This window comes from Streptomyces albus subsp. albus, from assembly GCF_000725885.1.
GTDB classification, from domain to species: Bacteria; Actinomycetota; Actinomycetes; order Streptomycetales; family Streptomycetaceae; genus Streptomyces; species Streptomyces albus.
The window spans coordinates 35895-59315 of record NZ_JODR01000020.1 but is presented as its reverse complement, the minus strand read 5'-3'; the positions used below and the strand labels follow the sequence as shown (position 1 = coordinate 59315).

The 23421-nt window shown below is 74.0% G+C and carries 16 protein-coding genes and 1 pseudogene; 6 read left to right on the top strand and 11 right to left on the bottom strand.

Annotation, left to right across the window (positions count from 1 at the left end; all coding sequences use genetic code 11):
• Positions 1-92: 92 nt before the first annotated feature.
• Positions 93-512, bottom strand: a complete 420-nt coding sequence (locus IO40_RS37125; RefSeq protein WP_031176061.1) for a hypothetical protein — start codon at positions 510-512, stop codon at positions 93-95.
• Between the two features lie 456 nt (positions 513-968).
• The gene (locus tag IO40_RS0123200; RefSeq protein ID WP_016473163.1) at positions 969-1223 is read right to left on the bottom strand and encodes a hypothetical protein; all 255 of its coding nucleotides are present in this window, start codon (positions 1221-1223) and stop codon (positions 969-971) included.
• A gap of 282 nt (positions 1224-1505) precedes the next feature.
• Between IO40_RS0123200 and IO40_RS0123195 the strand changes: the two genes are divergently transcribed.
• Positions 1506-2162: a class I SAM-dependent methyltransferase gene (locus IO40_RS0123195; RefSeq protein WP_016473162.1), complete on the top strand. Its 657-nt coding sequence runs from the start codon at positions 1506-1508 to the stop codon at positions 2160-2162.
• 105 nt (positions 2163-2267) lie between these two features.
• Positions 2268-2672: pseudogene (locus IO40_RS33975) on the top strand (YunG family protein).
• A 58-nt stretch (positions 2673-2730) separates the two neighbouring features.
• Here IO40_RS33975 and IO40_RS0123185 read toward each other — a convergent pair.
• The gene (locus IO40_RS0123185; RefSeq protein WP_016473160.1) at positions 2731-3165 is read right to left on the bottom strand and encodes an ester cyclase; all 435 of its coding nucleotides are present in this window, start codon (positions 3163-3165) and stop codon (positions 2731-2733) included.
• A 681-nt stretch (positions 3166-3846) separates the two neighbouring features.
• Entirely contained in the window at positions 3847-4197 is a 351-nt protein-coding gene (locus IO40_RS0123175) for a helix-turn-helix transcriptional regulator (RefSeq protein WP_016473159.1), read from the bottom strand.
• 526 nt (positions 4198-4723) lie between these two features.
• Between IO40_RS0123175 and IO40_RS37120 the strand changes: the two genes are divergently transcribed.
• The 3 genes from IO40_RS37120 (at position 4724) to IO40_RS0123160 (ending at position 7592) form a co-directional block, all read left to right on the top strand.
• A complete protein-coding gene (locus IO40_RS37120; protein WP_016473158.1) occupies positions 4724-5209 on the top strand; it encodes an ANTAR domain-containing protein in 486 nt (161 codons plus the stop codon).
• Between the two features lie 137 nt (positions 5210-5346).
• Positions 5347-6462: a helix-turn-helix domain-containing protein gene (locus IO40_RS0123165; protein WP_031176060.1), complete on the top strand. Its 1116-nt coding sequence runs from the start codon at positions 5347-5349 to the stop codon at positions 6460-6462.
• 491 nt (positions 6463-6953) lie between these two features.
• A complete protein-coding gene (locus tag IO40_RS0123160) occupies positions 6954-7592 on the top strand; it encodes a hypothetical protein (RefSeq protein WP_234335609.1) in 639 nt (212 codons plus the stop codon).
• Between the two features lie 136 nt (positions 7593-7728).
• Here IO40_RS0123160 and uppS read toward each other — a convergent pair whose 3' ends face one another.
• Both uppS and IO40_RS0123145 read right to left on the bottom strand, forming a co-directional pair.
• Positions 7729-9348 (bottom strand): polyprenyl diphosphate synthase, encoded by a 1620-nt coding sequence (gene uppS / locus IO40_RS0123155; protein ID WP_016473155.1) that lies wholly within the window; start codon positions 9346-9348, stop codon positions 7729-7731.
• A 733-nt stretch (positions 9349-10081) separates the two neighbouring features.
• Positions 10082-10828 carry a sulfite exporter TauE/SafE family protein gene (locus tag IO40_RS0123145; RefSeq protein WP_030407033.1) on the bottom strand — a complete coding sequence of 249 codons (747 nt, stop codon included), beginning with the start codon at positions 10826-10828 and terminating at the stop codon, positions 10082-10084.
• Positions 10829-11192: 364 nt separating this feature from the next.
• Between IO40_RS0123145 and IO40_RS0123140 the strand changes: the two genes are divergently transcribed.
• Complete coding sequence (locus tag IO40_RS0123140) at positions 11193-13598, top strand: SpoIIE family protein phosphatase (protein WP_016473152.1); 2406 nt, start codon at positions 11193-11195, stop codon at positions 13596-13598.
• Positions 13599-13606: 8 nt separating this feature from the next.
• Here the strand turns inward: IO40_RS0123140 and IO40_RS0123135 are convergent, their stop codons facing one another.
• From IO40_RS0123135 to IO40_RS0123115, 5 genes are all read right to left on the bottom strand, one after another.
• A complete protein-coding gene (locus IO40_RS0123135) occupies positions 13607-14638 on the bottom strand; it encodes an HAD-IIIC family phosphatase (RefSeq protein ID WP_016473151.1) in 1032 nt (343 codons plus the stop codon).
• Positions 14631-15887, bottom strand: coding sequence for an acyl-CoA dehydrogenase family protein (locus IO40_RS0123130; RefSeq protein ID WP_016473150.1), 1257 nt, complete (start codon positions 15885-15887; stop codon positions 14631-14633). Before IO40_RS0123130 ends, IO40_RS0123135 begins: the two co-directional genes overlap by 8 nt.
• Positions 15884-16159 (bottom strand): acyl carrier protein, encoded by a 276-nt coding sequence (locus IO40_RS0123125; protein ID WP_033229546.1) that lies wholly within the window; start codon positions 16157-16159, stop codon positions 15884-15886. Before IO40_RS0123125 ends, IO40_RS0123130 begins: the two co-directional genes overlap by 4 nt.
• 75 nt (positions 16160-16234) lie before the next feature.
• Positions 16235-17200 carry a 3-hydroxyacyl-CoA dehydrogenase family protein gene (locus IO40_RS0123120; RefSeq protein WP_106963954.1) on the bottom strand — a complete coding sequence of 322 codons (966 nt, stop codon included), beginning with the start codon at positions 17198-17200 and terminating at the stop codon, positions 16235-16237.
• Positions 17154-23393, bottom strand: coding sequence for a type I polyketide synthase (locus tag IO40_RS0123115; protein ID WP_051719299.1), 6240 nt, complete (start codon positions 23391-23393; stop codon positions 17154-17156). The genes IO40_RS0123120 and IO40_RS0123115 overlap by 47 nt, the downstream gene beginning before the upstream one ends.
• Positions 23394-23421: the final 28 nt, after the last annotated feature.

Genomic DNA, 23421 nt, shown 5'->3' with positions numbered 1-23421 from the left:
CGCGCCTTCGGTCACGTTAATTGCACGCGCTTGTTATTGCAAACGCGTCCTACCGCCGCGTGGAAGCGCTGCGGAACAGCCCGTGCCGAGGGTCAGCTCCCTGCACTCATGGACATCAGCAGCACCAGCGTGAGGAGCGCCAGGGCGCCCAGTCCGATGCCACCGGCCCGGGCACCGCGCCGGGCCGCGAAAACGGCGATCACCGTGCCGAGCGCGATCATGGGCACTCCCCCGACGACAACGACCAGCAGCCCTTCGACGAAGACGGAGGGCGCCCGCACACCGTCCTGGCAGGACGAGCAGGAGATCGCCAGCAGCGGCCCGAACACCCACAGGAACGCCCCCAGGAGCAGCGCCGCGCAGGCCAGCGCGGCCCGCCCCAGCCACTCGACGGGAGTGCGGCGGCGCCCCGCCGTACCGCCCGCTCCGGAAGCGGGGGCGGCGGGTGCCGGGACGGAGGATTCCGGAGTGGCCGGTGCCGGACCGGCATCGGATGCGAAGGAGTTGTCCATGTGCCCGACGCTAGGAAGGAACCGGGCCCGCCGGTATCCGCACCGGTACTCACCGTCGCCTTCGCCCGGCTGAGTACCGGGCGCCGGGCCGGGGCCCCGCCGGTCCCCTGAGTACGCGCACTCAAGTGTCTGCGTGCGTCTGCGGCCAGGCCCGGGAGCGGGTCCGAGGGCTCCGGCGTCCCGCACGTCACCCGGTGCGCGGGCGAGCCACGGAAGCGGGCGGCGACCTCGGCTCCGCCGCCTGCCGCACCGTGCCCGGGGGCGGGCCCCGCAGAACGTGCCGGCAGGACGGCACGTCCTGCGGGATGCTCACAGCGCGGGTCCGGCCCCCGGCGGCACACCGCGGGAGCCGGACCCGGTCGGTACGGCCTGGTGGACGGCTCTCACGGATCGGCGGGCCGCCTCACGTCCCCCCTCGGGCGGCGGCCTTGCGCACTGGTCCGGGAGAGCACCGGCTCACACCCAGACGTAGAGGTCGTACAGACCGCCGGCGTTGCGGACGCACTTGGCCGAGCCGGCGTAGGAGTCCCGCAGCTCGTAGCACGCCGACTTGGAGAACTCGCCGATGTACTCCCAGCCCGTGACGCCCGCCGCGCCCGCGGGGGCCGGGGCGGCCCCGGACGTGGCGGCCGAAGCACCCGCCGCGGCCATCATCACGACGGCCGCGCTCGTGGCGAGTGTGGCGAAGGCGCGCTTCGCTGTGCTGCGCATGTTCGTCTCCCCTCTCGTGTGCCAGCAGGGTCCCCTCCTGGCTGCCGCCAGCATTGGTGAGCCGCCGACGCGGTGGCCAGATCTTCCGCTGTCCCGGACAGCCGGTGCGCTGTCCGGGCTGGTCAGCGACCGGGCCGTACCTTGTCCCGGACAGCGCCGGCGGCCGTCCCGGTCCCTGGCCCCCGGCCACCGGTCCGTCCCGGCGGCGCGCGCAGCCCGGTTGCGCGTCGGCACCCGGCGCTCGATTGCGCACCAGCGCCCGGTTCCTGATGGGGTGACGGCATGACGACACCGCTGCATCGCGCGCTTCAGGCTCTTGAGCGCTTCAACGCCACCCACCCGTGGGACCACAACGCGCACTACCACCGCTGGATCGTGCGACAGCTCCCCCGGCGCTTCGGCAGTGCCCTCGACGTGGGCTGCGGGAGCGGCGATCTGGCCCGGCGCCTGGCGAGACGTGCCCGCACCGTGTGCGGCATCGACTCCGACCCGGGGATCACCGCCCGGGCGCGGGAGCTGACCCCCGCGGCGGCTCCCGTCACCTTCGTCACCGCGGACGCGCTGACGGAGTTTCCCGCCGGCTCCTACGACGTCATCACCTGCGTCGCCGTCCTCCACCACTTGCCGTCGGCCGAGGCGCTCGCCCTCTTCCGCCGCCATCTGGCGCCCGGCGGAACGCTGGTGGTCCTCGGGGTGGCACGCGCGGCGACGCCATACGACTTTCTGCTCTCCGCCGTGGCGGCGCCGCTCAACGCCCTCATGGGCTGGGCCAGGAACAGGGGACGCACGGCGCCCCGCCCCGTGTCGATGACGGCCACGACGCGGCCGGCCGAGGAGAGCTTCCCCGACATCGTCCGCCAGGCCCGTGCGGTACTGCCCGGGGCGCGTCTGCGCCGACGGCTGTTCTGGCGGTACACGCTGGTGTGGCGGAACCGTTGAGCGGGCGGCGCGCAGCAACGGAACGCGGCTCGCACGGTCCTGTCCGGCCGGTGCCGGGGCCGTCGGCGCCGGCCGCTGTCAGTGCCGGTCGGCACAATGACCGGCATGACACCGTGGCTTCTCAGCGACATCGAACGCGCCGTCCGCAGCAGTTGGAGCGCGGAGACGTGCACACCCGAGTACCGCTCGCGCTGGTCCGGGGACAATCCGGCCCGGGACCAGTGCGGGGTCACCGCGATGGTGCTCAACGACCTGCTGGGCGGCGAACTGGTGCGAGGAGAGGTGTACGCCGGCGGGAAGCACGTGGACTACCACTGGTGGAACCGTCTGGGCATGGGCGTCGACATCGACCTGACCCGCGAGCAGTTCGGCCCCGGGGAGACGGTCACCGGTGGCGTCGTCGTGCCCCGCCCTCCGGTCACCGAATGACGCAGACTCCGCGAGGAGTACGAACTCCTCCGCGACCGTGTGCGGGCCAAGCTCGCCGGGCCGCGGGCGGCAGAACTGTGACCGGCCCCGCCGGGCCGCCTGCGTCGCGCCTCTTGTCACCGGCCCGGTCGACGGGTCTTCACGAGGGAGTGGCGGAGTCCGGGCGGAGCTGTTCCTGCATGCCTTGGAAGTCCCAGTTGAACCACGACTCCGCGATCTTCCCGTCGCGGAACCGGAAGGTGGCCTGGCCGGCCGCCTCGAAGGTCCGGCCGCTCGGCGCGATCCCCTGGTACTCACCGATGTGCCGGCCTCGCACCGTGAACCGCGCGGCCACCAGATCGTCTTCGGCCACCATGCTCTCGACCGTGTGCCGGAGCGCGAAGGCCGTGGCCACTCCCCCGTACACCTCCCGGGCCCCTTCCAGGTCCACCGTCTCCTGCGGCATCGCCGGATCGTGTTCGGCGTAGTCCGCGGTGCACAACTCGGGGTACTCGGTCACGCGGTCCGCGTCCCGCTCCTCCTCCAGGAAGCGGCGGACCGCCTCCTTGTGCTCTGCGAGCTGGTCGAGCGCCATGACGCCTCCCGGACACAGTGGACATACCGGATGTTCCAGGCTAGTCGCCCCGGGATGGTGTGTCCTGTTCGGCGGCGCCCCGGCAGATGACGGCGAGCGGCGCGCGACCGGGCGCGGGCGCGCCCGCGGGCGAACGCCCCCCGTACCGGTGGACGTACACAGGATCGCCGCCGGTCCGGTAAGAGCCACAGCGACAGGGGGCGGCTCGTGGCGGGGGACGGGGCAGGCCGGCTCGGGGAGCGACAGCGCGGGATCGTCCGGCCCACGGAGGCCGCGCGGCGCGTTTTCCACCCGCCGCGGATCCCCGAATCCGTGGATCCGCTGGTCGAACGGCTCAGGCAAGTCCGCGTACTGACCAGCCTCGTGACCGCGCTGGGCGTCCACACCGTCTCGGCGGGCGGCTTCTCGCTCCGCGAGGCGCTGGAGAACGGTGTGACCGCGTCGCTGGCGCTGCTCGTCATCACGCCACGACGGTGGGCGGACTGCTGGAGCTGCACCGTCTGCGCCGCCACCACGGCACCCGGCTGCGGACCCACCCGCTGGCCCGTACGCGCTGAGCGCGGGGCCGCGACGCGGCCGGCCCGGCCGCTCCCCCGCCCCGGGCGCCGGGGCGGATACCGCACCGGCACCTCCGGGCCGACCCGGGATCGGGCGGTCTTCCCCGCTGAGGGGCGACGGCGGTCAGGCCGTGGCGCGGGGGCGGGACCGCTCGTCGGGGGTCGTCTTGCGGTCGGCCTCGTCCTTGACGAGCCAGGAGAGCAGCGACGCCACCGTCAGACCGGCTTCGGCCGGGTGGCGCAGCACCTTGCTGGGGTCGATCTGGTAGGTGTTCGTGCGGCCTTCGCGGGTGTGCGAGAGATAACCGTCCCGCTCCAGGTCGGCAATGATCTTCTGTACAGCGCGCTCGGTGAGTCGGCAGTGCGCGGCGATGTCGCGGATGCGGGCGCCGTGGTCATCCGCGATGGCTGCCAGCACTCGTGCGTGATTTGTCAGAAACGTCCATCCGGTGTGTGGCTCTGGCACTCCGTGCATGCGCCAACTCTACTGCCCCAGCATTCACGCACCCAATAACACGTACTAGAGTTCATGTATCTTCTGACATGTGAAACCAGGAGGAGCGCGCCGGACACCGAGGCCGGCCCCGAGGAGAGGGGAGGGACGTCCATGACGGAACACTCCGGAGGCCGCGGCGTCCCGAGCGGCTTCCCGGCGGGCGGCACGCCGATCGGACGGGCCGCGACAGCATGCGGGCGGAACCCCCTTGTGCGCCCCGGCCGTCGAAGCCGCACCCGAGGGCGACCGGACCCGTGTCAGCGTACGGGGCGAACGCCGCCGCGGCAGCCCGCGCGGCCGGGCCGGCCCGCACCGGGCACCGAGCGCTTCTGCTGCCCGGCGGCGGCACCGGCCCGGCTCCATGCCGGGCCGTGCGCCGTGACCGCGCCGGGCTCCACGTCCTGCTCCGCCCGCGCCGGCAGGCGCTCGGACCGAGGCAGACCGTCCCATCCACACCAGCAGCCCCGCGGTTGAGCGGCTGCTCATCCTGACCGGAGCGCGGGAGTTGTTCACCCAGCACAGCCCAGACGACGACAAGGACACACCCGGTACCGGCGATCCGCACGAGGACGCCGACCAGGATCTGCGCACCGAAGTGAGCCAGCTGCGCCGGGCCATGCAGACCCGGCCGACGATCGACCTGGCCCGCGGCATGCTCATGGCCACTTTCGGCCTGTCCCCCCAGGCGGCCTGGAGCGTCCTCGTCACCACCTCCCAGAACACCAACACCAAACTGCACCGTCTGGCCGACGATCTGGTCGAGACGGTGCAGGGGGCACCGCTGCCGAAGGCGGTGCACCAGCAGTTGGTGAAGGCGGTCGCCGACGCGAACGCCGCGACGGCGGCCGAGGGCTCCGGCCGCCGGCCGACAGCCTCCCGGCAGGCCCCGGCGGCCGGCCCGCGCCACTCCGCCGCCGGACCGTCGCACGACCCCGGGCCCGGACCGTCGCGAGAGTCCCGGCCCGGACCCCGCTCACCCGCGGGGCCGTGAAGTCACCGTGCCCCTCGGCGGCGTCCGGCCCGGTCCGGATCGGCGGCGCCGCGCTGCTGCGCACCACCGCCCCGCCCGCCCCCGGACAGGCCCGATCAGCAGTGGTCAGGCGGTTACCGTTCTGATACTGGTACGGCATGGATTTCCAGGAGAAGACCGGGTTACCACACACTCAGGACGTCCCCGCCTTCCTGGAGGGCCTGCGACGTCTCAAAGAGGAATCGGGTCTCACGCTGCGGCAGTTGGAGCAGCGCGCTGCCGCGAAGGGTGAGCTGCTGCCGCGCAGCACACTCTCCTCCATGCTGAGCGGCAGGAGACTGCCCCGGCCCGAACTGCTCGCCACCTTCATCAGGGCCTGCGGACACGAGGAGCGGGTGGACGCATGGCTCGCCGCCCGGGACACGCTCGCCGCAGGCCTACGTTCCGAGGAGGACCCGGCCGAGACCGCCCCCGCACCCGCCGCCCCCGCACCCGCCGGCCCCGCACCCGCACCCGCACCCGCACCCGCACCCGCACCCGACGGACCGAATCCCACCGCAGCCGGGCCCGGTCCCGTCCCCGCCGCACCCGTCCCCGACACCGATACCGAAGGGCGCGGTACCCACGCATCCCGTTCCCGCCCGTACCGCCGGTTGCTGCGGCCCCGTCTGCTGGTGCCGCTGGCGGTGGTCGCGCTGGTCGGCGCGACGGCCGGGGTGCTCGGCACGCGGAGTGAGGATCCCGGACCCGGACCGGCCACCGCGGCCGATGCCGCCCGGGAATCGTCCGGACAGACAACGACGAGAACCGCCCGGGAGAAGGGGGAAATACCCCGTGGCGCGATCCGTCTGCACCCGCTGTCGGCCGACCGGCTGTGCCTGACCGACGGTCATGTCCGCGACGGTCGTTATCACTCGCAGGTCGCCGTCCAGCGCCCCTGCGACGAGGCGCCGCCGCAGAAGACCGAGCTGCGCCGCGAGCCCGGCTCGGACGGCTACCGCATCCAGTGGCACCACCCCGAGTTCGGTACCGGCTGCCTCAAGGTCCTCGACTCGGGCCCCGGCAAGGGGCTGCTGGAGCCCTGGGACGCCTGCGACCGTGCCGAACTGTTCCAGGTGGTGCCCGCCCCCGGCCGCGGTGTGGTGACCTTGCGTACGGAAGGGGGCCGTTGCGTGGGCATGGCGGAGCCCGTCACGGCCGAGCGCACCGAGGCCGTCGCCCAGCGGTGCACCACCGGCCGCCACCAGTTGTTCCGCGTCGAGCCCGCCGACTGACCCCGCCGGCCGCGTGTCGGGCGGCCGGCGGGTGTTCTGCGGGCGGACAGCGCGAGCCGGAGGCGGGTGCCGCACCCGTCGGTACGGTCGGCCGTCCCTCACCTCCCCCGTGGCGGTGAGAGACGGCCCGGTCATGCGGTGTCCGGGAGGGGATGCCGACGCCTTCGATCTTCGGTGCGGGCCCCGGCGGGGAGGAAGGGGGCCGGGCTGTCCCGGACGGGTGCGCGCCTGTCCGGGCAGGTCAACGGCCTGTGCGCGGTATGTCCCGGACGGTGCGGCCGGGGGCCGGGGACGCGGCGGCACCCTGTGCGGCGTCCTTGGGGGCACCGGCTGCCGTGGTGTGCTCAGCGCCGCTCCCGGCGCCCGGGACCGCGAGCACGCTCCCTCTTTCGAGTGGTTTGCCGACCGAGGTTGTTCCGACGGTCGGACGATCCTGCCGGGGGGCCGTGCGCTGCGGCCCGGGGAAGGATGGTGTGCCACCGATGGACACGATGCGACGAACACTACTGGGGGCTGCCATGGCCTCGCCGCTGCTGGCCCAGTTCTCCGGCACGGCAGCCGCGGCTTCCGTGGACGACACCTGGGGAACCGTCTCCGACGCCTGGGTCGAGATCCGCTGGACCGCCCCGGCCCAGGCACAGCTCGACCGGCTGGAGGCGGTGGTGGAAGCGGTGCCGCCGGCCCGGCTGATCAAGGGCTCCGAAGGTGCCGCCCTGCGTTTTCCCGTACGGACCGGGAGGGGCGAGCCCTCGCTGAACGATCTGTCGAAGGCCCGGGGAGAGGGCGGCCTGGACGGCGGGCTCACCGTGCGCACGCCGCAGGGGACTTTCCGGGTGACCCGCCTCCGCGGCACGCTGCGGGAAGAGGTGGCGTCCGGTACGTGCGTGGTCAACGGCGTGGAGGCGGGGCACCGTTCCCTGTTCCGCTGCGGTGTGGCCGAGGGCCGGCTGACCGCCGGGCAGGTGCCGGCCGACCGTCCGCTGAAGGTCCGGGTGGGCGATATGCCGCTGCACCCCACCCCCGATCTGGTCGAGGCGTTCTCCGCGACGTTCGGCAAGCCCGTCTTCTCCACCGGCACGGTGCTGGCGCATCTGTCGGCCGAGGGCGTCTACACCCCGCCGAAACGCTGACGGCGGACCCGCCCACGGGCCCTCCGCCCGGCTGGGGCGATCCGCGCCGGTGCGGTGGGCCAATGGCCGGGGCACGGCGCCGACGGACCCGAGCAGCGGGTCCGTCCGCTCCCCGGGCGGGCGGAACCGGTCCGGGTCATCCGGTCCGGGTCGGTTTTGCCGGGGTGGCGGGGGCGGGGAGCCCGGCGCCGTAGCGGCGCTCGCGGGAGGCGTAGACGGCACACGCCTCCCGCAGCTGTGCCAGCCCGAAGTCGGGCCACTGGTCCGGGGTGAACAGCAGCTCGGCGTAGGCGAGCTGCCAGGGCAGGAAGTTGCTGAGCCGCTGTTCGCCGGAGGTGCGGATCAACAGGTCCACGTCGGGCAGGCCGGGTGCGTACAGGCACCGGGCGAGGTCGTCGGGGCCGATGTCCTCGGGACGCAGGGTGCCCGCGACGGCCTCGGCGGCCAGCGCGCGGGCGGCGGCGGCGAGTTCGTCCCGTCCGCCGTAGTCGACGCAGACGGTCAGGTTCAGCACGTCGTTGCCGAAGGTCATGCTCTCCAGCAGGGCCAGCGCGGCGGCGAGGGACTGTTCGATGCGGTCGCGCCGCCCGCACCAGCGCACCCGTACGCCGAGTTCGTGCAGCCATGCGGCGCCCTGGAGTGCCGCGTCGGCCGCGGCGGCGAACAGGGTGACCAGTTCCTGCTGGGCCCGGTTCCAGTTCTCGGTGGAGAAGGCGTAGACGGTCAGGTGCCGGATGCCGAGCCGTAGCGCGGCGTTGACCAGGCGTATCAGCGCCCGCCCGCCCGCGTGGTGGCCCTGCCAGGCGAGCAGTCCGCGCCGCCGGGCCCACCGGCGGTTGCCGTCCATGATCACCGCGACGTGGCCGGGCATCGCGTGGCCGGGCCGCACCGTGGCCGGGGGCCGGCGTGCCGTGGCGGCCGGGGTGAGCGGGGCGACGCCGTCGGTCAGTACGCGGGAACGCAGCAGGGCCGCCTCGTCGTACTGGAGTTGCGCGCCGAGCAGGAGGACGTGCAGGAACGGCCGGCAGGCGGCTTCGACGGCCCCGGTGACCGGTACGGCCTCCTCCAGCAGGCTCTGCCACCGGGTGAGCTGCCGGTCGACCAGTTCGTCCAGCGCCTCCCGTCGGCCGCCGCTCAGCAGGTCGGCGGGTTCCAGTCCGAGGTCGCGCAGGTCGCCTCGCGGCAGATGGCAGCGGCCGGCGGCCAGATCACCGGGCAGGTCCTCGAAGATGTCGGCCATCTGGCAGGCCTCGCCCAGCGCGGACACCAGCGCGGGTGCGTCGGGCCCGTGCGGTCCCAGCAGCGGGAGCCAGAGTTCGGCGATGGTGCCGGTGACGCCCCGCAGGTAGTGCCGCTGCTGGGCGAAGGTCTCGAACGCGGGCGGGGCGGCGCAGTCCTGGCCGACGGCGTCCAGGAACTCCTCGACCAGCGTCCGGTCGAGGCCGTGGCGCAGCACCGTGTCCACGAACGCCCGCCGCAGCGGATGTGTGCTGTGCCCGGTGCGCAGGTCGGTCATGGTCTCGGCGCGCCAGCGGGCCAGGCGGCGCATGCGGCCTTCGGGTGTCCCCTCGTCGGCGATGCGGTCGGTGCGCAGGGCGAAGCCGTGCACGGCGTGGAGGTGGGGGCGGACCGCGGAAGGCAGCATGTCGGTCGCCGTCCACAGGGGCGGCAGGTGCCGCCGGATCTCCCGTGCGCACAGTTCGTAGGACTCCCGCAGTGCGCTCGCGTCGTTGCCCGCCTGGTCGTGTCCGGTCATGCCCGCCCCTCTCCCCTCCCCCGCCCCGTCCGCATGGTCCGCGGTGCTGTCGCCGGGCGGGCCTCGGTGCCGGCTGCCGGCCGGAACGGCCGGGAAGCCGCACCGGCGTCAACGACGCGGCGGCGCGTGGGTACCGCGACAGGCGGGGGGGCAGGCCTGCAACCGGCCATGATCGTGCCGGCTGCCGGGGGCCGGGGGGCGGGCCGGTGGTGACTTTGGGTGCGGTCAGCCGAGGTGGCGGGTGGCCTCGGACTGGGCGTGGGCCGACCGGGTCAGGAAGTCGGCGACGGTGGCGAGTTGTTCGTCGTCGTACTGCTCGCACGCCTGCCGCACCCTGCCCGATGTTTAACCAGACCTATCCAAATAACTCAGGGTGAGGGGTGTTTCTGTCGCGAAAGCGCTCATCGTCGGCGCGACGAACGCACCCGAGGACGCCGTCGAGCCGGCCCGGGGCCGTGCGGGGCCGCCCCGACATCCCCTCCGTCTTCGCGGCCTTCGAGGCCCGCCGGCGCCCCGCGCGAGCGGATCGTCAAGGAGGCGGCGTATCAACAACGACAAGGCGGCGGGGCCGGTGGCCCTCGTCTTCCGGGGCATGCCGCTGCCGGTGATCACGCCGAGGACGGCGGGCAGCGCCGGGATCCGGCGGACGTACGGTCACCGCATCGGCTGGGAGGCCCCCGTCACCGGCGGCTGCGAGGTGCGGCGGTCCCCGCCGTCGGGCCACGGGGCCGGGTCACAGGAGCAGGTGGACGACCGCCGCCAGACCGATGACGATCACCGTCGCGCGCAGCACCTGGGGCGGCAGCCTGCGGCCGACCCTGGCACCGAGGAGGCCGCCGAGCGTGGAACTGACGGCGAGCACCCCGACGACCGGCCAGCTGACGGGGGCGACGACGGCGTACACGGCCCCCGCCACGATGTTCACCACGGCGGACAGGGTGTTCTTGAAGGCGTTCAGCGTCTGGAGGGAGTCGGCGAGCAGGAAACCCATGACGCCGACGAGCATGATCCCCTGCGCGGCGGTGAAGTAGCCCCCGTAGACGCCGACGAGGAAGATGAGGACGTACAGCAGCGGCCCGGAGCGGTCCGCGCCGTTCCGGGTGCGCAGCCGCCGCGCCGCCAGCGGCTGGACGGCGACGAGCAGCACCGAGAGGCCGACCAGTGCGGGAACCACCAGTTCGAAGGCGTCCTGGGGCAGCGACAACAGCAGCACCGCTCCCCCGATGGCGCCGAGGAACGAGGCGACCGCGTAGCGGATCACCCGGCCGCGCTGTCCGGCCAGCTCGTGCCGGTACCCGTAGGCACCGGTGACCGAGCCGGTGATCAAGCCCACCGCGTTGGACGTCGTCGCGGTCACCGGCGGCCAGCCGAGCGCGACGAGCACCGGGAAGGTCACCAGCGTCCCCGAGCCCACCACCGTGTTGATCCCGCCGGCCCACAGGCCCGCAACGGCGATCACTGCACCCTCCCACCATGTCATGAACGCAACGGTACGATCACCGGCGGCGAGCCGGACCGGGGGGCCGCCGCCGAGAGCGCGTCACTCCGCTGGCGGACCGGCACCCTCCGTCTGCCAGCGGGAACGCCACGGATGCGGCCCGGCCCGCCCCTCTCCGCGCAGACTGGTGGCATGGGCAACGTCGACGGCCAGGACGCATCCACGCGACGGTTCCCCCCACGGCCCGACAGCGTGAGGGCGGCCCGGCGTTTCGTGCGGACCGCCCTGGAGGGGACGCCGGACCCGGTCGTGGACACCGCCGAGCTGCTGCTCGGCGAGCTGGCCACCAACGCGGTGCTGCACGCCGGCACCGTTCGAGGTGTCGGTCTCGGCCACGGACGGCAGGGTGCGCGTCCAGGTCGGCGACCGGCAGCCGGACCGCCCGCCGCTTCCCCCGGGAACCTGCGCGGGAGCGGGCACCGGGCTGGGGCTGGTCATGGTCGAGGAGCTGGCCTCCCGTTACGGGGTCCGGTCGGGCGAGGAGCACAAGACCGTGTGGTTCGACCTGGGGGACGGTCCCGCACCGTGGGCGCCGTCCACCTGGGAGTCGGCCCGGCCGCCGTCCGGGCCGCACACGACGGTCGCCTTGGTCGACCTGCCGCACGCCCTGTACACCGCCTGCCGTATGCGCAGACACGCGCTGCTGCGTGAACTCGCGCTGGCCACCCCTCCCGGCCGCGCGGCCGGGGTGTCGACGCGGGACGCTCTGACCGCGCACGAGACGAGCACCCGGGTGACCGCATGGCTGGCAGCGGCCCTGGAGACCCAGCAGCCGGCCTCGGACATCCGCTCGGTGCGGATCGCGGTTCCCAGCGACGCGGCGCCGGCGGTGGACACCCTGCGCCGGGTGCTGGAACGGACGGAGGAGGCCGCCCGCGACGGGCGGCTGCTGGCCCGGCCGTCCTTCACCCACCACCGTGACTTCCACACGTGGCTGTTCGACCAGATCGTCCGCCAGCTCGACGGCGAGGACCCCACCGCGTGGACGGTCGTCCCGCGCGAGCCGGGCGCCACACCCGCCCAGCTCGCCCCCTGGGAGGCCGGGCAGGTACGGGACAGCCGCACCCCCACCATCGCCGCCGACGAGGACAACAGGATCATCGCGGCCAACGACGCCGCGGCCGACATGCTCGGCTGGTACGCGGAGGAACTCGTCGGGCAGCGGCTCACCGTGCTGATCCCGCAGCATCTGTGGGGCCGTCACCTCGCCGCCTTCGGCTCCCTGCTGCTCACCGGTATGCCCCGGATCATGGGCCGCTCCGTGCCGCTGCCCGCCCAGCACCGGGACGGGGAACTGGTCCCGGTCCGTCTGCTCATCCAGCCCCAGGAGACGGCCGAGGGCGAGACGGTCTTCGTCGCCCAGCTGACGCCCAGGGCCGCCACCCCCTACAGCCACGCTCCCGAACGCAAACGCGCACCGTTTCCGCAGGAGCCGGCCGGCGTGCCGGCGCGGGAGCCCGTCAGCGCGAGCACCGGCGGCGACGAGGACGCGTACAAGCTGGAACGGCTGGCGCTGCTGGCCGACACCCGCAGCGCGCTGAGCGGCACCGCCGATCTGCGGGAGGGGCTGCGGCGCGTCTGCCTGGTGCTGACCCAGCGGCTGGCCGACTGGTGCGTGCTGGATCTGGTGGACGAGCACGGCCGGGTCGAACGAGCCTGCGTCGTGCACCGCGATCCCCAGCGGGTGCCCTTCGACATCCGCACCGGCGCGCTGCCCTCCGTCTCGGAGGAAGCCCAAGGGGCGCTGGCGCGGGTGCTGAGAGGGGCGGGCCCGCTGCTGCTGACGGACGCCTCCGAGGCGGGGCCCGCCCGCAACGCGCTGGACGCCCGGCATCTGGAGCTGATCCAGCGGATGGGCGCCAACAGCGCGGTGGTGGCGCCCCTGCGTGCCCGCCAGGAGATCATGGGCGCGGTGACGGTGGCCCGTACCGGCGGGGCGGAGCCGTTCACCGGGGAGGATCTGCCCCTGGTGGACGATCTGGTCCGCAATCTCGCGCTGGGCGTGGACAACGTCCGCCTGTACCAGACGACGCAGGACATCGCCGAACGCCTCCAGCACTCCCTGCTTCCCGTCCTCCCCGACGTCCCGCACCTGCGGATGGCGGCGCGCTACGCCCCCTCCTCCGCCACCGCGCAGGTCGGCGGCGACTGGTACGACAGCTTCGTGGTGCCCAACGGCAGTACGGCACTGGTCATCGGGGACGTGGCGGGACACGATCTGGAGGCGGCGATCGCCATGAGCCAGCTGCGCAGCATGCTCCGCGGTATCGCCATCGACCGCCAGGAGCCCCCGGAGACGGTACTGCGCCGGCTGGACACCGCCCACCACAGTCTGTATCAGGAGGCCACCGCGACCTGCGTGTACGCCGTGGTGAAAGGGCCGGCCGAGGGCACCTGGGAGCTGAAGCACTCCTCCGCCGGGCACCTGCCGCCGCTGCTGACCACCTACGAGGGCGAGACCCGCTATCTGGAGGACGGCGCGGGACTGCTGCTCGGTGTGGACCCCGGAGCGCCCCGGCCCGGCGCCCGGGACCTGGTGCCCGCCGACGCGACCGTCCTGCTGTACACGGACGGGCTCATCGAACGCCGCGGAGGCTCCCTCGACGACGGCATGGAGCTGCTGCGTGAGCACACCGCCGACCTCGCCCGGGAATCCCTCGACGTGTTCTGCGACGAACTGCTGCTGCGGCTGGGGGCGGACAACGCGGACGACATCGCCGTGCTGGCCGTGCGCCCGGTGCGGCCCTCCTGACGGCCTGCTCAGTCCTCGTCGGTGAGCAGCTCCACGTAGTCGGGCAGCGGGGGGATGGCGTCGTCGTCGGCGCGCAGGCTGAGCACGTCCCCGTCCTGCCCCACCTCGGTGAACCCGCCGAGACGGTAGGCGATGTACATCATGCGGTTGCGGTCGGTGCGGACGAAGTCGGCGTACAGGGGGCAGCCGGCGGCGCGGGCACGGCGGCGCAGATGGTTCACCATGATCGCGCCGATGCCGCGGGACAGTACCCGGCAGGACATCAGCAGCAGCCGTACCGTCCACGCCTCCTTGCCGGTCTCCACCAGTGCCAGGCCGATGACACCGTAGGGGCCGAAGCGGTCGGTCAGTTCGGCGACCAGCAGCTGGTGGGTGGAGGAGGTGCGCAGGGCGTCCAGCTCCGCGTAGGAATAGGTGCGGCCGGTCGCGTTGAGCTGGTGGGTGCGCACCGTCAGCTCCTCGGCGCGCCGCAGGTCCTGCTCGCGGGCGGGGATGATGCGCAGCCGCATCCCGAGCGAGGCCAGGAAGCTCTCCTGGGGACCCTCGAACTCCTCCTCGGCCTGCTTGCGGCGGGCCGACGCCTGGTACATCCGCCGCCGGTCGCGGGCCTCGGCGGTGATGTGCGCGGGGGACAGCTCGGCCCTCTCCACGAGCGTCGGCACGTCCGCGGCGTCCACGCAGAGCACTTCGGGCAGGACGTGGGCGACCTCGGCACGCTCGTAGGGGTCGTCGTCGACGAAGACGAACGAGTCGGTGGCGATGCCGAGTTCCGCGGCGATGTCCCGGATGGCCTGCGACTTGGTGCCCCAGCCGATGCGCGGGGCGAGGAAGTAGTCGGCGAGTCCCAGCTCCGCAAGCCGTGCGAGAGCCGGCTCCGGCTCGTTGCGGCTCACGACCGAGTGGAGGATGCCGCGGCCGTCCAGGGTGCGCAGCGCCTCCCGGACGCCCGGGCGCACCGTGAGCTCGTCGCCCTCCAGCAGCACTCCGTCCCACACCGTGTTGTCGAGGTCCCACACGACGCACTTCTTGGTCTCACCCACCGCTGTGCACTCCCCTGTTCTGCGCCGGGGCCGACAGCCCCGCGGGCCCGGCCAGTTCCCGGACCACGGACTGAGCGATCACCGTCTGCTGGATCTCGGTGGTGCCTTCGATGATTTCCATGATCTTGGCGTCCCGCAGCAGCCGCTGGACGGGGGCGTCGGGGCCGCAGCCCCGCGCGCCGTGCACCTGGACCGCGTCCGCCGCCGCCCGGAAGGCGCTGCGCGCCGCGAAGTACTTCGCCGACCACACGGCCTCCACCGCCTGCGGGTCGGCGCTGTGCAGCAGGCGTCCGGCGCGCAGGCACAGCAGCCGTGCCGCACTCGTGTTGACGGCCATCTCCGTGATGAGGCGCTGCACCAGTTCGTGCTGGGCCAGCGGCCGGCCGAACTGCTCGCGGGCGGCGGCGTGCCGGGCCGAGGCCTCCACGCAGGCACGCGCCAGTCCTGCGGAGCCCCACGCGACGCTGTAGCGCCCGGTCTCCAGGGCGTCCGCCGCCACGGCGTTCAGTCCGAACCCGGCCCGGCCCACCAGGGCCTCGGCCGGTACGGCGCACCCGTCGAAGTGCAGGTGCGCGGTCATGGCGGCCCGGGTCCCGAGCATTCCCGTGACGGGTTCGACGGTGCAGCCGGGGGCGTCCCGTTCCACGAGGAACGCCGCGGGGCCGTCGTCGCACCGGGCGAAGACGAGGAACACATCGGCGGCCTGGCCAAAGGTGATCCAACGCTTTCCGCCCGTCAGCCGGTAGCCGTCGGCGGTCTTCTCGGCGGCTGTGCGCAGGCTCGCCACGTCGGAGCCGGCCTCGGGCTCGGTGAGGGCGAAGGCCCCCACCGCGGTGCCGCTCGCCAGCGCGGGCAGCCAGCGGGACCGCAGCCGGCTGCCGCCCCAGCGCGTCACCGCGCGGATCACCATGCTGTGCACGGTCAGCAGGCTGCGCACGGACGAACAGGCGTGCCCGAGTGCTTCGTTGAGCAGCCCGAAGGTGACCGGGTCCAACCCGGCGCCGCCGTGTTCGCGGGGTGCCCAGGCTCCCAGGTGGCCCTCGTCGGCCAGGGCGCGCACCACCTCGCCGGGCAGGTGCTCCTCACGGTCCCAGCGGTCCGCGTGCGGCAGGATCTCCCGGCGGGCGAAGTCCGCGAAGCCGGCCTGTGCCGTGCGCTGCTCGTCGGTCAGCTCCAGCCCTTCGGTCCACGGCGGCGGTGCGGCCGGGCTGTCCGGGGCGCCGCGGGAGCGGGGCCGGGCCGTGGTCACGGCTGCCCCGGCGTGCCGGCCGCGGCCTGCTTGCGGGCGACGAAGGTGTCGATGGCGGACACCGAGCAGAAGTTGTCGCGGCGCAGGTCCCCGTCCTCGACCTCCACCCCGAGGGTGTTCTCGACGAAGACGACGAGTTGGAGCAGGAACAGCGAGTTGACGTAACCCGTGTCGAAGAGGTTCTCGTCGTCGCCGATGTCGTAGCCGCTCAGGTGCCGGCTCAAAAAGCCGCGGATCTGCTCACGGACGTCCGTCTGCGGGAGGTTCGTCACTGGCTCACCGTCCTTGTGCCGTGCCGGGTACCGCATCGCTCGGTGCGGTGCTTGTCGTGGATGTGGACGTGCGCGTCAGGTCTGCGCGTAGGTGTAGAAGCCCTGTCCGCTCTTGCGGCCCAGCAGACCGGCGTCGACCATGCGGCGCAGCAGCGGGCAGGCGCGGTACTTGCTGTCGGCGTACTCGGTGTAGAGGCCGTCGAGGGAGAGCAGCACGGTGTCCAGTCCGATGAGGTCCGCCGTCTCCAGGGGGCCCATGGGGTGACCGAAGCAGCCCTTGAACAACCGGTCGACGTCCTCGGCGGTGGCGACGTTCTCGTACACGGTGAACATGGCCTCGTTGACGGTCAGCATGAGCACCCTGTTGGACACGAACCCCGCCGCGTCGGCCACCACGACGGTCTCCTTGCCGATGCCGGCCAGCAGTTCGCGGGCGCGGTCCAGCGTCTTGTCGGAGGTGTGGTGGCCGCGGATCACCTCGACCATCGGTTTGAGCGGTACGGGGTTCATGAAGTGCATGCCCAGCACCCGGTCGGGACGGCTCGTGTGGGCCGCGACCCGGGTGATCGGGATGATCGAGGTGTTCACCGCGAACAGGCACTCGGACTGGCACAGCGGGTCGATCGCCTCGTACACGCCGCGTTTGGTCTCCCAGTCCTCCACCACGTTCTCCACGACCATGCCGGCCTCGGCCAGCGGCGACAGGTCCCGGGTGAAGGTGATCCGCTCCAGTACGGCCGTGCGGCTCTCGGTGCCCGCCGCTCCGCCCTGGCCGGTGGCCTGGGCCTTCGCCGCGTCCTGGCGGGCCAGCAGCCGGTGGAAGCGCAGCGCCTGGGAGATGTTCGTCCTCGCCCGTTCCAGGGCTTCCTCGCTGACGTCCACGAGGACGACGCGGTGGCCCGCCTGGGCGAACGTCTGGGCCACCTGGCTGCCGATGACGCCGGCGCCGACGACCCCGATCGTGGTCTGGTTGTCCACGGGTTCCTCCTTCCTGTCAGGTGCCGCTCGTTGGGCCGTCGCCGTCCGCCGCGAGGTCGGGATCCCGTCCGGCGTCGGCGGCGCCGTCCGGCGCGGCCAACTGCCGGGCCAGATCGGCCACGGTCAGCGACTGGAAGAACGTGTTCATGCTCAGTCGCGCGCCGAAGTCGGAGCGCAGCCGGGCGAGGAGCTGGAGGGCGAGCAGGGAGTGTCCGCCCAGGTCGAAGAACCGGTCGTCGACGCCGACGTCCTCGACCCCGAGCAGCTCCGCCATCAGCGCGGCGAGGCGTTTCTCGGTGCCGTCGCGGGGCGCCACGTAGGGCGTGCTGAGCGCGGGACGCGGATGCCGGGCGGGCGGCGCGTCCCCGGCCCCGTCGCCCCCGGCCGGGGTCCCGGCGGTGGACGGCTGCCCGTTCCCCGGTGGCTGCGCCGCCCCGGGGTGCTGCCGCCCTCCGGTGCCGGGCAGGGCCCGGGGGGAGATGACCACCTGGGGCAGCCGAGGCCCCGCCAGGACCCGGAGGAACGCCTCGGTCCCCCGCTCCGGGTCGATACCGCGTGCGAGGTGGTCGCCCAGCGGATCCGCCGCGCGGACGGGTGCCGCCGGGCCGGCCTGCGCCCGGTGGGGTTCCTCCTCGTCCGCGCCCGGCCCGTGGTGAACGGTCAGGTCGGGAGCCGTGCCCTCCAGTACCGACCGCAGCCGGTCGGCGAGCACCCCCGCGTGTTTGAGGACGAAGCCCTCGACGTGGGCGAGCGTGTGGCCGTCCGGGTCGAGGAGGGTGATCTCCGACGTCCAGGTCTGCTCGGCGCCGGCCCCCGCCTCGCGGTTCTCCCCGCTCCCGGCCGGGCCGCCCCCGGTGAAACGGTGGTGGCTGAACAGATGTGCGGGGAGCGGCGCGTACATCCGCAGCCGCCCGTAGGCGAGGGGGATGCGGAAGGCGTCGGCCAGATGGATGCCGGGGTAGGCGGCGGCCAGATCCATCAGGGACGGGTGCAGGGCCAGCCGTTCCAGGTCGCCGGTGCACTCGTCGGGCAGCCGCAGTTCGGCCAGGCACTCCCCCTCGCCGGCCCACATGCGGCGCAGGCAGCGGGAGCGCGGCCCGAATCCCATGGGGCCGGTGTCGCCGGGCGGCGGGAGGGGACTCATCCGTGCGATGAGGGCGTCGAGTGGCCGCGCCCGGGGCGCTGCCGGCCGCGGCAGGCGCCGGACGCGGCCGGTGGAGTGGCGAATCCACGGGCCGCCCGGGCCTGTCGCGCTCAGGATGTGGAAGGTCGCCGCGTCGGCCGGGCGGCCGTCGCTCACCTCCCCGTCCCGTTCCAGGACCGTCCGCACCCGGCGGGTCTCCTTCTCGCCGAGGACGATGGGCGCGTGGAAGGTGACGTCCGACAGTTCGACGGCGGTCTCCTGCCCGGTCCCGGCCGGAGTGCCGCTCTCGAAGGCGGCGCGGACGAGTTCGAGGTGGCCGGTGCCGGGCACCACCGGGTGGCCCAGCATCCGGTGTTCGTCCACCAGCCAGGTGCCGGCCGCGCTGTAGCGGGCCTCGTGGACGTCACAGCCCGCACCCCCGCCGGGAAGCCGGTCGCCGAGCAGCGGATGGCCCGACGGTATCCGCTCCCGCCCGGACGGGGGGCCGTCCACGTCGCCGCCGGGAGCGGGTTCGCCGGTTGCGTCGCTGTCCGCTGACGCCGTGGCAGCCGTGCCGGTGGCAGCGGCGTCGGTGGGGGCCGTGCCCCCGGACACCGCGTCCACCGGAGCCGCCGACGTGGCCGGTGCGGGGCCGGCTGCCGCCTCGCGGACCGCCATGCCGATCTCGGTCCATCCGTCCCAGTCGAGGGAGACGACGGTGCCGGTGCCGTTCTCCTCCTCGTGGGCGGCGAGCGCGTCCAGACAGGCGTTGGCCGCGCAGTAGTCGGCCTGTCCCGGCGCGCCCGTCACTCCGAGGGTGGAGGAGCACAGGGCGACGAAGGACGGTTCCAGCGGCCTGAGTGCTTCCACCAGGTTGCGGGCGCCGGTGAGTTTGGGGGCGACGACGCGCGCCGCGACGGCGGGGTCCTTCAACTGGATGACGCCGCCCCCGGGCACCCCGGCGGCGTGCACGGCGCCGTCCACCCTGCCGAACCGCTCCCGTGCCTGTGCGACGGCGGCCGTCAGCTGCGCGGAGTCCGTCACGTCGGCCCGCACCACGAGGACTTCGGCACCCGCCTCTTCTAGGGCGAGTACGGCACGGATGCGGTGGACGGTCTCCTGGTCGGGCTTTCCCTGCGGCTCCGCCGCGGAGGCGGTGTGCGGTACGCCGGGCGGTTCCGTTCCGTCGCGTCCCTCGGAGGCGGCCAGCAGCGACTCCCATGTGTGGCGCGGGGGCAGTCCGGAGCGGGACACCAGGACGAGCCGGGCGTGCACGTCGCGGGCCAGGCGTCCGGCGAGGGCGAGGCCCATTCCGCCGAGTCCTCCGGTGATGAGGTAGACGCCGTTTTCCCGCAGCGTGGGCGGGGCGTCCGTCTGGTGTGCGGAGTCGGCGGCAGGCAGCGGGACGGGCAGATACGTCAGCGCGGAGCGGCGGGAACCGCGCAGGACGACGGCGGGCGCGCTGTCCGCCGCCGGGGCGAGACACTCGGCGAGAATCCGCCGGGCCAGTGTCCGCCGGGCCGCCGATCCGGCCGCCTCCCCGGTGCCGGTCCTCGCGTCCTGCTGCGGCGCCGGGAGGGTGATGTCCACGCTGCGGCAGTCCACCGCCGGGTTCTCCAGCGGCCACACCCTGCACATGCCCAGCACCGCGGCCTTGTCGGGGCTCGACTCCCGCCCGGCCTGGAGGGCCTGCATCCCGGAGGAGACGACGGTGACCCGCACGGGTGCGCCGCCCTCCCCGGCCTCTCCGAGTGCCTGTGCCAGGTGCAGCAGGCTGACGAAGCCCCGGCGCCAGATCTCCTGGGCGTCGGTGGCGGTCCCGTCCGGTGCGGGCGGGGTGACGGTCCACAGGTGGACGATGTGCCGGGGCAGCGTCCCGGCGGCGGCTGCCTCGCCCAACAGCCGGTCCCACCCGGCCCGGTCGGCGGGGTCGAGGACGTGGTCGGCGCCGTCGGGTGGTGTGCCGGACCCGTCCGCGCAGGCGACGGTGGTGACGGGCACCTGGTGCCGGGTGAGCGTGGCGGCCAGTTCGCGGCCGATGCCGCAGTCGTCGGTCAGCAGCAGCCACGGTTCCGCCGGGGGCGGCTCGGGTGCCGCCGCCAGCGGGGGCAGCGCCGTCCAGCCCGGGGTCCGGAACCAGCCGTCGAGCCGGTCGCCGGCGGTCTCCTCCCGCCGGTTCGGGGCGGCCTGCCGGGCCGCGGCGGTCTGTGCGCCGTCGTCGCTCCCGGCAGCCCGCACGGACGTTTCTCCGGCCGCCGTCCGTGCCGCCGTCGGGGAGGCGGGCGCCACGGTGGGCCAGTGCCGCCGCCGCTCGAAGGGGTGGACGGGCAGCGGCACCTTGACGGGCTGTTCGTGACCGTGCACGGCCTGCCAGTCGACCGGCGCGCCCGCCAGCCAGAGGCCGCCCAGCGTGGTCATCAGGAACCGGTCCTCGGGCTCGGACTCGTGACGGGCCGGCAGCGAGGCCAGGACGCGGACGTCGGACGCCGCGCCCGCCGGCCGGGCCTGGAGCGCGAGGGAGCCCAGGGTGCGGCCGGGACCCACCTCCAGCAGCACCCGCCCGGCCTGCTCCCACAGCCGGGCGGCACCCTCGGCGAACCGTACGGGATCGCACAGGTGCCGGGCCCAGTGGGCGGGGTCGCGGGCCTGGTCGGCGGTGATCCAGTCGCCGGTGACGGTGGAGACGTAAGGGAGGCGGGGCTCCCGCAGGGTGCAGGAGGCCACCACGGCGGCGAACTCCCGGGCCACCGGCCGCATCATGGGCGTGTGGAAGGCGTGGCTGGTCCGCACCGGGCGGGAGACGATGCCGGTCTCCCGCAGCCGGGCGGCGAAGTCCTCGACGGCGGGACGGGGACCGCCGACCACGCTGAGCCCGGGGCCGTTGAGCGCGGCCAGGGCCAGCTCGGGTGCGTCGGCGAGCCGTGCGGCCACGTCCGCCTCGGGCAGCGGCACGGCCAGCATGGCGCCGGCCGGCAGTCGGCCGATCAGCCGTGCCCGCTCGGCCACCAGGCGCAGCGCGTCCTCCAGGTCGAACACCCCGGCCAGACAGGCCACGGTGAACTCGCCGATGCTGTAACCGATCAGCGCGTCGGGCCTGATGCCCCAGTGTTCCCACAGCTTGGCCAGGGCGTATTCGACAGCGAAGACGGCGGGCTGGGCGAAGCGGGTGTCGGGCAGCTGACCGGGATCGTCGTCGGCCTGTCCGGCTGTGCCCCGGCGGTCCCTGCCGAGCATGCGGAGCAGATCGGGTTCCGGCCCGCCGGCCGCGGTGCCGGCTTCGGCGGCGGAGGACGGTGCGGGACCGGCGCCGGGCCGCCGGTCGGGGTAGAGGCCGGCCAGCAGGTTCTTGCCGGGCCGGTCGCCCAGCAGCCGTGCGCAGCGGTCGAGTTCGCGGCGGAATACGGGTTCGGTGGCGTACAGCCGCTCGGCCATGCCGACGTGCTGGTCACCGAGTCCGGGCAGCAGGAAGGCGACGGACGGCGCCGAGCCGGTCCGGGCGGCGCCGCCGGGACCGGCCGTGCCCACGCCCGGCACCTGCGCGGTGGGGCAGCGTGCGTCGTCGGTCAGCGCGGCCCGCGCCCCGGCGGGCGAGTCGGCGACGGCCACGGCGCGGTGCCCGAAGTGACGCCGCCCCAGGTGCAGGGTGTGGGCCGTTTCGGCGAGCCCGGGCGCCTCGGGTCCTCCGAGGTGCTGGGCGAGGCGCTCCCGCACGGTGCGCAGCGCGGTGGCGGTGGGGGCCGAGAGCGTGAGCGGGTGCCAGCGTCGCGGCTCGGTGCCCTCGTGCTCGGGGGCCACGGGCGGTACGGGCCGGGGGGCTTCCTCCAGGATGACGTGGGCGCCGGTGCCGCCCAGCCCGAAGGAGCTGACGGCCGCCCGCCGGGGTGCGCCGTCCGGCCCGGGCGGCCAGGGTTCGGCGGTCAGCGGGACCCGGAAGGGCGAGGCGTCGAAGTCGATACGCGGGTGCGGCCGGTGGAAGTGGAGGGCCGGCGGGACGGTGCGGTTGCGCAGGGCGAGGATCGTCTTGATCAGCCCGGCGATGCCGGCCGCGGCGTGGGCGTGGCCCATCATGGCCTTCACCGAGCCGATCGGCCGCCGCCCGCCGCTCCAGTCCTGTTCCCGGTAGGCGCGGGTCAGCGCGTCGATCTCGATGCGGTCGCCCATGGGGGTGGCGCTGCCGTGGGCCTCCACATAGCCGACGGTGTCGGGGTGGACCCCGGCCGCGGTGAGTGCGGCACGCACGATGGCGGCCTGCCCCGCGGTGCTCGGCGCGGTGAAGCCGACGCGGCCCGATCCGTCGTTGCCGATGGCCGAGCCCTTGATGACGGCGTGCACGGTGTCGCCGTCGGCCAGCGCGTCGGGGAGCCGTTTGAGCAGGACCAGTCCGACGCCCTCGGCGATGACCGTGCCCTGGGCCTCGGCGTCGAACGAACGGCAGTGGCCGTCCGGGGAGTAGATGCTGCCCTCGGGGGCGAGGTACCCGGGGCCCTCGCCCGCGCGTACGGTGACCCCTCCGGCCAGGGCAGCGGCGCACTCGCCGGCCCGCAGCGCCTGCGCGGCCAGGTGCACGGCGACCAGCGAACTGGAGCAGGCGGTCTGCACGCTGACGGCGGGCCCCTTGAGGTCCAGGACGTAGGCGAGGCGGGTGGCCAGGTAGTCCGCCTCGTTGCCGATGTCACGCTGGAAGAGGGTGTGCGGGTCGCCGTCGGCGTGGGCGCCCGCCAGTTCGTAGTAGGCGTTGCGGTAGCCGCCGACGAACACGGCGACCGGGTCGGTGAGGCGGCCGGTGCCCGGCGGGTTGCCGGCGTGCTCGAAGGTCTCCCAGGCGCATTCCAGCAACTGCCGCTGCTGAGGGTCGAGAAGGTCGGCCTCTTTGGGGTTGATGCCGAAGAACGCGGCGTCGAACATGTCGGCGTCCGGCAGGATCGCCTGCGCGGGCACGTAGCGCGGGTCGTCCACCAGACGGTCGGGCGCACCGGCGGCCCGTGCCTGTTCACGGGTGAAGAACGAGACCGTCTCGACGCCGTCGGCCACCTTGCGCCAGAAGGCGTCGGGGCCTTCGGCCTGCGGGAATCTGCATCCGATACCGATGACCGCGATGTCCTGGCCGGGTGGCGGCGCGGTGCGGGGCGTCATGCGGCGGCTCCATGGTGTGGGCTGCGGA

What these genes read in the sequence shown, in the direction of transcription:
- IO40_RS37125 (WP_031176061.1), bottom strand. Translation starts at nt 512, where the DNA reads ATGGACAACTCCTTCGCATCCGATGCCGGTCCGGCACCGGCCACTCCG.
- IO40_RS0123200 (WP_016473163.1), bottom strand. Translation starts at nt 1,223, where the DNA reads ATGCGCAGCACAGCGAAGCGCGCCTTCGCCACACTCGCCACGAGCGCG.
- IO40_RS0123195 (WP_016473162.1), top strand. Translation starts at nt 1,506, where the DNA reads ATGACGACACCGCTGCATCGCGCGCTTCAGGCTCTTGAGCGCTTCAAC.
- IO40_RS0123185 (WP_016473160.1), bottom strand. Translation starts at nt 3,165, where the DNA reads ATGGCGCTCGACCAGCTCGCAGAGCACAAGGAGGCGGTCCGCCGCTTC.
- IO40_RS0123175 (WP_016473159.1), bottom strand. Translation starts at nt 4,197, where the DNA reads ATGCACGGAGTGCCAGAGCCACACACCGGATGGACGTTTCTGACAAAT.
- IO40_RS0123165 (WP_031176060.1), top strand. Translation starts at nt 5,347, where the DNA reads ATGGATTTCCAGGAGAAGACCGGGTTACCACACACTCAGGACGTCCCC.
- IO40_RS0123160 (WP_234335609.1), top strand. Translation starts at nt 6,954, where the DNA reads ATGCGACGAACACTACTGGGGGCTGCCATGGCCTCGCCGCTGCTGGCC.
- uppS (WP_016473155.1), bottom strand. Translation starts at nt 9,348, where the DNA reads ATGACCGGACACGACCAGGCGGGCAACGACGCGAGCGCACTGCGGGAG.
- IO40_RS0123145 (WP_030407033.1), bottom strand. Translation starts at nt 10,828, where the DNA reads ATGACATGGTGGGAGGGTGCAGTGATCGCCGTTGCGGGCCTGTGGGCC.
- IO40_RS0123115 (WP_051719299.1), bottom strand. Translation starts at nt 23,393, where the DNA reads ATGACGCCCCGCACCGCGCCGCCACCCGGCCAGGACATCGCGGTCATC.